Raw genomic sequence first — 236 nt, 5'->3', positions numbered from 1 at the left:
CCGCCTTGGTGACCTCGGGCAGCGCGTGGGCGGTCATGGTGGTGAGAATGCCGCCGAAGAAGTCGAGATAGCGATTGCCCTCGGAGTCCCAGACATGGCGGCCCTCGCCATGGGTGATCTCGATGGGCCGGTCGTAGTAGAGCGCCAGCCAGTCGGGGAGTACCGCGCGGTGGCGGTCGTACAGATCGTTCGTGAACGGCTGCGTCATGGCTGTACCAGTCCTTCGTACGCGTCGG

Annotated in this window: 1 pseudogene; it reads right to left on the bottom strand. The window is 65.3% G+C overall.

Annotated elements, in window-relative coordinates:
- Positions 1–208 (bottom strand): annotated as a pseudogene (locus tag BFF77_RS02485) (aspartate aminotransferase family protein); the annotation flags it as partial.
- Between the last annotated feature and the right edge of the window lie 28 nt (positions 209–236).

This window comes from Streptomyces lushanensis (assembly GCF_001700515.1).
In the GTDB taxonomy this organism is placed as follows: domain Bacteria; phylum Actinomycetota; class Actinomycetes; order Streptomycetales; family Streptomycetaceae; genus Streptomyces; species Streptomyces lushanensis.
Note: the sequence above shows the minus strand (reverse complement) of the source record. Positions and strands in the feature narration are given on the sequence as shown.